Origin of the sequence: Mycolicibacterium arseniciresistens (genome assembly GCF_030519285.1) — a bacterium.
Taxonomy (GTDB): Bacteria; Actinomycetota; Actinomycetes; order Mycobacteriales; family Mycobacteriaceae; genus Mycobacterium; species Mycobacterium arseniciresistens.
Genome location: NZ_JAUMSQ010000312.1, coordinates 1 through 5,872 on the forward strand (window position 1 = coordinate 1; position 5,872 = coordinate 5,872).

The 5,872-nt window shown below is 70.1% G+C and carries 7 protein-coding genes and 2 pseudogenes; 5 read left to right on the top strand and 4 right to left on the bottom strand.

Translation table 11 applies throughout. The annotated features are described in order from the left end of the window. Nucleotides 1-358: pseudogene (locus tag Q2100_RS26770) on the top strand (hypothetical protein); the annotation flags it as partial. 27 nt (nt 359-385) lie between these two features. On the opposite strand, the gene Q2100_RS26775 reads toward Q2100_RS26770, so the two are convergent. Then, nucleotides 386-1,018, bottom strand: a complete 633-nt coding sequence (locus tag Q2100_RS26775; protein ID WP_264011605.1) for a class I SAM-dependent methyltransferase — start codon at nt 1,016-1,018, stop codon at nt 386-388. 76 nt (nt 1,019-1,094) lie between these two features. Here Q2100_RS26775 and Q2100_RS26780 point away from each other — a divergent pair, with 76 nt between their 5' ends. Continuing rightward, on the top strand, nt 1,095-1,988 hold the full coding sequence (locus Q2100_RS26780; RefSeq protein ID WP_302916502.1) for an alpha/beta fold hydrolase: 894 nt from the start codon (nt 1,095-1,097) through the stop codon (nt 1,986-1,988). On the opposite strand, the gene Q2100_RS26785 is transcribed toward Q2100_RS26780, so the two are convergent. The 3 genes from Q2100_RS26785 to Q2100_RS26795 form a co-directional block, all read right to left on the bottom strand. After that, nucleotides 1,980-2,198 carry a hypothetical protein gene (locus Q2100_RS26785; protein WP_302916503.1) on the bottom strand — a complete coding sequence of 73 codons (219 nt, stop codon included), beginning with the start codon at nt 2,196-2,198 and terminating at the stop codon, nt 1,980-1,982. The two genes, Q2100_RS26780 and Q2100_RS26785, sit on opposite strands and share 9 nt — an antisense overlap. A 162-nt stretch (nt 2,199-2,360) precedes the next feature. Further along, a complete protein-coding gene (locus Q2100_RS26790) occupies nt 2,361-2,954 on the bottom strand; it encodes a TetR/AcrR family transcriptional regulator (RefSeq protein WP_302916504.1) in 594 nt (197 codons plus the stop codon). Between the two features lie 24 nt (nt 2,955-2,978). After that, nucleotides 2,979-3,824 carry an alpha/beta fold hydrolase gene (locus Q2100_RS26795; RefSeq protein WP_302916505.1) on the bottom strand — a complete coding sequence of 282 codons (846 nt, stop codon included), beginning with the start codon at nt 3,822-3,824 and terminating at the stop codon, nt 2,979-2,981. Nucleotides 3,825-3,884: 60 nt separating this feature from the next. On the opposite strand from Q2100_RS26795, the gene Q2100_RS26800 reads away from it, so the two are divergent. From Q2100_RS26800 to Q2100_RS26810, 3 genes and pseudogenes are all read left to right on the top strand, one after another. Continuing rightward, entirely contained in the window at nt 3,885-4,514 is a 630-nt protein-coding gene (locus Q2100_RS26800; protein ID WP_264011610.1) for a TetR/AcrR family transcriptional regulator, read from the top strand. Nucleotides 4,515-4,589: 75 nt separating this feature from the next. Further along, nucleotides 4,590-5,603 carry a hypothetical protein gene (locus Q2100_RS26805; RefSeq protein WP_302916506.1) on the top strand — a complete coding sequence of 338 codons (1,014 nt, stop codon included), beginning with the start codon at nt 4,590-4,592 and terminating at the stop codon, nt 5,601-5,603. Between the two features lie 28 nt (nt 5,604-5,631). After that, nucleotides 5,632-5,872, top strand: a pseudogene (locus Q2100_RS26810) (hypothetical protein); the annotation flags it as partial.

Here is a 5,872-nt window from a genome sequence, read left to right on the forward strand (position 1 = left end):
GCGTGATCAGCGGTGTCGTACCCCGTATTGCGATGCGCCGATCCGTCACCACGACCACGCCCACCCGCACCACAAGGGCGGGCCGACCAGTTCGGTCAACGGTCTGGGTGAGTGCGCGCGATGCAATTACGACAAGGAAGCCCCGGGCTGGCAGGTCGCCACCAGCGAGGTCGACGGCGTCCACACCGCGCAGTTCGTCACCCCCAGTGGGGGCCGCTACCGCTCGACCGCACCACCAGCGCCGGGAAAACTGAACATCCTGGTCAAGCGGCCGCAGCAGCGGATCACCTGCGGCCCGGCGTTACTCAAGAACCGGCTGCACCCAGACCGGGAACGATATCGGCCACGTCGAACGTGACCGGCCGGAGTCCAAGCGTGTGCCGGATTACCGGCCGCCGACGGTGATCATGTCGGACACCAGCTGCGTCCAGCCTGGACGGCGGACGCGGTGCTGGTCGACGAGGGTGAAACCGGCGTCGGTGAACAGTGTGCGCATCTGCGCGGGCGACGGGTTGTGCGCGGGACTGCGGCGACCGAGGGTCAGCCGGTCGAAGGGTGCAGGCAGATTCGGGTTGATCGTCGTGACGGCGACCAGACCACCGGGCGTGAGCACGCGATGGAACTCGCGGAGCGCCGCCGGCTGGTCGAAGAAGTGGAACGCCGAGGTGGTGACCACCGCATCGAGCGCACCGTCGTCGAACGGCAACCGCTCGGCCGGCCCCTTGCGCCAGTCGACCTTCGCCGACCGGGCGTGCGCCTGCTCGAGCATGCCGTCGGACATGTCGACGCCGTAGACCTCGTCGGGCCCGAGCTCGCGCTGGATGCGGTCGGCCAGGATGCCGGTGCCACAGGCGATGTCGGCGACCCGCCGAGCTCCGTGGGTGCGCAGCCGGTCGATCACCTCGTTCTGTGCCGGCCGGTACACCAGGCGTTGCAGCAGCTGCTGGTCATATAGGGGCGCGGCCACACTCCAGAATCGCGTGATCGCGTCGTTCAGTCCCCTGCGCGGCTCCGTCACCACCTGTATCGGCCTCCGATTCGCCTCGACGATCCACAGTACCGAGGCGGCCTGTGGGCGCCGGTAGGGTCACGGAGTGCCCGCACTGACGACGCTTCTGCGCGTCCCGTCCGGACCCGTCGAAATCGCCGTGCACGCCACCGGGGAACCGGACGGCCGCAGGCCGGTCGCGGTGCTGCTGCACGGCACCGGATACGTGGCACAGGTATGGGCCGACGTGGTGCCGCATCTTGCGCGAACCCACACCGTGCTGTCGATCGACCGTCGCGGCCACGGGATGAGCGGTCAATCCGCAGGCGGATACGAATTCTCCGACTTCGCCGACGATCTGTGCGCGGTCGTCGACGCCCTCGGCATCCAGGACGCGCTCGGTGTCGGGCACAGCGCGGGCGCGACGGACCTGCTGCTCGCCGCGGCACGCCGGCCCGGTGCGTTCTCCCGGCTGTTCACCGTCGAACCGACGGCGATGGTGCCGCGCGAAGGCGTCCTGGAGCAGGAACTCGGCAAGCTGCCCCGCGCGGTGGTGGTGAAGGTGCAGCGGCGGCGCAACGCGTTTCCCAGCCGGCAGGAAGCACTCGGCCATCTCAGCCGCACAGCGGGATTCGCGGGCTGGCAAGATGGCGGGCTGCGGGCGTTCGGTGACTTCGGCCTGGTCGAACGCGACGGCGCCGTGTATCTGCGGTGTCACCCGGAGTCCGAGGCGGCGATGCTGCGGCCGATCTTCCACGTGATGGAGCAGTCCTACACCCGCTCCGAGGTCTTCGCGCCACTGCGCGAGCTGCGCATGCCGGTGTGCGTCGCCTCCTGCGCGAACTCCGAGCCCGTCTACGCCCCGATGGCGGCGGCGGCCCGGGAACTCATCCCGGCCGCCCGTCACCTCACCTTCCCGACGGGTCACTGTGTGGCCCAACAGGATCCGGACCTCTTCGCGTCCGCTGTGCTCGACTTCGCGGCCACTAGGTCAACGTGAGCAGTCCGCCTTCAGGGTGACCCTGCGTGAGTCGGCCACCGCGAACGGGTTCTTCCCGTCCTCGTCACGCAGGACGAATCCAGCCTGCCCCCGAGGGTTCCGGTCGGTGCTGGCGCAATCGTCGGTCGCCGCCGCCGCCGTCGCCGGTGCGAGGATCGTCGCGCAAGCCGCAGCCGCGATACCGGCGGAGATCAACAGGTGTGTCCTCATGGTCGTGCCTTCCATTCGTTGTGACTGTTCAGAAGGCTCTACGGGGCACGACGCGAAAAGGTTCACCGCGTCGGCTCGACTTCTCGCGTTGGCTTTGCGGTGAGGGTGCAGAAGTGCGAGTGACGGGCGCCCTCAGCGCAAAGTGAACGCAAATGAGGGTGATCAGGCCTTGCGTGACCCGGGCGCGGGCAACGGCTGCGCGCCCTGGGCGCTGAACGCGTCGAACATCAGGCTCAGGTAGCGGCGGCGCACCGCCTTCGGCTGGTTCATCGCCACCGACGCGGTGGTGACCATCGCGACGAAGTTGACCACGTCGTCGGCGGTCAGGTCCGGCCGCAGCAGGCCGGACTCCTTGGCGTGCGCGATCATCGCCTCGAACTGCTCGCGGTCACGGGTGAACAGGTCGACGGTCAACTCGGCCAGGTCGCCCATCGAGGCCAACAGTGGCCGCTGCTCGAACATCGCGTCCTCGAGGCGGGCCAGCGCGTCGATGAACGCCTCGCGCGGCGCGTTGTCGCCCAGCGCGGTGATCGTCGGCCGGATGTCGTTGACGACGATGTCCTCGTACACCGCGGCGGCCAGCGCACGGCGGTTCGGGAAATGCCGGTACAGCGTCGCGTTGCCGACACCCGCGGCCTTCGCCACCTGACTCAGGGTCGCGGAAGTGCCGTCGCGCGCGAAGATCTCGCGTGCGGCGGCGATGATCCTGCTGACGTTCGCGAACGCGTCCGACCGTTGGTGAGCTGTGCGCGCCACATTCAAATGGTAGCGCGCTCCCAGTTATGCGTCGGTCTTTGCGGTGATCGAGCTGATCGCGTCGGCCACCGCCTGCGGGGCGTCCTGCGCGACGAACGTCCGGGCATCCGGCACCTCGACCCACGTGGCGTCGGGGAACAGCGCGGCGAGGCGCCGTCCGAGGGCAGGGGTGAAGCTGCGGTCGAGCATCCCCCACACCACCGTGACCGGCTTGGTGAACCGGGGCAGCCGCGTCGCCACGTCGGTGAGGTCCGTCTTCGCGACGTTGCGCAGCAGCGTCGCCAGTTCCCGCCGGATGCGCGGGTCGTTCTGGCACGGCGCCACCCACGACGCGGTGAGCGCCGGATCGGTCCGGAACAACATCCCGAATCCGATCGGGGAGTGGCGCAGCGCGGTGACCCGCATCAGGTTCATCAGCAGCTTGATCGACAGGTTCCCGCGCAGCGTCGCGAACACCAGGTTGAACGGGAACGGCGGGAACTTGTCGAACGCGTCGCAGTTGGTCAGCACCAGCCTGCCGACGGACTCGGGGTAGGCGTCGACCACCAGCTGGCAGATGCCGCCGCCGGTGTCGTTGCCGACCAGGGTCACGTTCTCCAGTCCGAGCGCGGCGATGGTGTCGTGGACCATCGTGGCCACGCCCATCGGTGACAGGTCGGCGCGCTCGCCGGCCGGCCGGGTGTGCGATCCGAGCGGCCAGTCCGGCAGCACGCAGCGAAAACCCCTGCGGGCCAACTCGTCCGCGACCTCGGACCAGAGCCGGTGGTCGACGAGGATGCCGTGCACGAACAGGACCGGGGGATGGGGCGAGTCTTCCGGGCCGACGACGCGGTAGTCGAGGGTGGCGTCCTCGAGGGTCAACTGGGGCATCTCGGATATCCTTCGATAGACATTTACAAACACTCGGTATGAAAGTTACGTGCAGACTGTATGAAAGTCAACGGTTCCCCGGACGGCCGGCCCGTGCGCCGCTCTCAGGCGGAGCGCACCGCCGAGACCCGTGCGCGGCTGATGGCGGCCGGCCGCCGGTTGTTCGCCGACCACGCCTTCGCCGACGTGTCCACCCAGCAGATCGTCGCGGCGGCCGGTGTCACCCGGGGCGCCCTCTACCACCAGTTCTCCGACAAGGCGGCGCTGTTCGAGGCCGTGTACGAGCAGGTCGAGGAGGAACTCGTGGCGAGCATCGCCGAGGCCATCGCCACCGCGGCGCCCGGCGACCAGCTCGAGGCGATGCGGCACGGCGTACGACTGTTCCTCGACCACTGCGCCGCCCCCGACGTGCACCGCATCGTGCTCGTCAACGCGCCGGCGGTGCTCGGCTGGGAGCACTGGCGGGAGGTCGGTGCGAAGTACGGCCTCGGCGTGATCGAGGCGATGCTCTCCCAAGCCATCGCCGACGGCGTGCTCCCCGAGCAACCGGTTCGGCCGACGGCGCACGTGCTCCTCGGCGCCCTCGACGAGGCGGCGCTCTACGTGTCGCGCGCGCAGGACCCCGAGGCCGCGCAACGCGACATGTACGAGGTCTGCGACCGCATCATCCGCGGGATCGCCGCCCGGTGACCGCAGCAAACCGCGGCCACGTGTTGAGAGCCGACGCGCCGGGTACCCGGAACGCGCTATGAGCGAACACCGACCATGGAGCTGACCTGGTGGCCGGTCGCGATCGCCGGGTTCGCCCTCCTGGCCGTGGTTGTCGGCCTGGCCGTACTGCTGCCGATGGCGCACGCACCGCGCCGGCTGCGACCCCTGGCCAACGTCGACCGCCTCACCCGGCTGCCCGAATACGCCAGGGCCGCGCGCGTGCGCCGGGCCTCGGCGGTGGCCACCGTGCTGATGCTGACGGTGCTCTTCGGCGCCGCCGTGATCGCCGGCGCCCGGCCCGTCGACGTGCGCACCGCCGAGGAGAGCCAGCCAGAAGAGGTGATGCTCTGCGTGGGTCAGCCCGCCACCGATCCGGCCACCGCGACGTTCCTGTCCTACTTCGCCGGGCAGGTCACCAGGGGGCCCGGCACCGAACGCATCGGACTGACGTCGTCGAACCGGCGGGTCGTCCCACTGACCCGCGACTACCAGTACGCCGCAAGCCGATTCAACGACTACGCAGGCATCGAGCCGCCGTCGGACGAGGCGGGCTCGTTCGCACCCGCGGTCACCTACATCGACTACGCGCGCACCGTCGAGGACGTACTGGCGTTGTGCCTCACCGGCTTCCCGACGGACGAATCGGCGACCGCATACCGCAGATCGCTGATCTATCTGGGGCCGAGCGTGTTCCGCACTGACACCGCAGAGCCCGGACTGTTCGACGCCGACCAGGTGAGCGACCTCGCGGCCGATGCCGGCGTGCAGGTGAACGTCGTCGCGGTGGCCGACCCCACCGAGTCGTCGCGGGACGCCGACGCTGCGCTCGAAGGCCTCACCGAACGCACCGGCGGCCGGTTCTTCCGTCAACTCCCCGCCGGTGTCGGCGGCGGCGCCGACCAGCTGACCAGTCGTCTGGACGCCATCCGCGCCGACCCGCCGCCCGCCGTCCCCGCCGACAGTGGGCTGTTCGCCAGGCTGCCCGGCGAGTCGCCTGCCGTGCCGCTGACCGTGGCGCTGCTGTCGGCCGCCGTGCTGTCGGTGGCCCTGGTGGTGCTTCGCCGATGAGCGCTTGCGCGAAGAGGAGACGGCACCGATGAGCGTCGACCCCGTCCTGCCCGGCCCGATCCTCGCGGTGGTGGCCGCGGCGCTGATCGTGGCCAGGCTGGTCACCCTGCGCCAGGTGTTCGTCGCCACGGGCGCGCAGCGGCGGGCGGCCGCGCTGCGCTGGAGCGGCCTGACCCTGGCGGTGCTCCTGGTGCTCGCGGCGCTCGCCCGGCCCGGCGCGGGAACCGTGAAGTCGGACTCCGCCGCGGCGGCGCCCTCGGGCGTGCCGA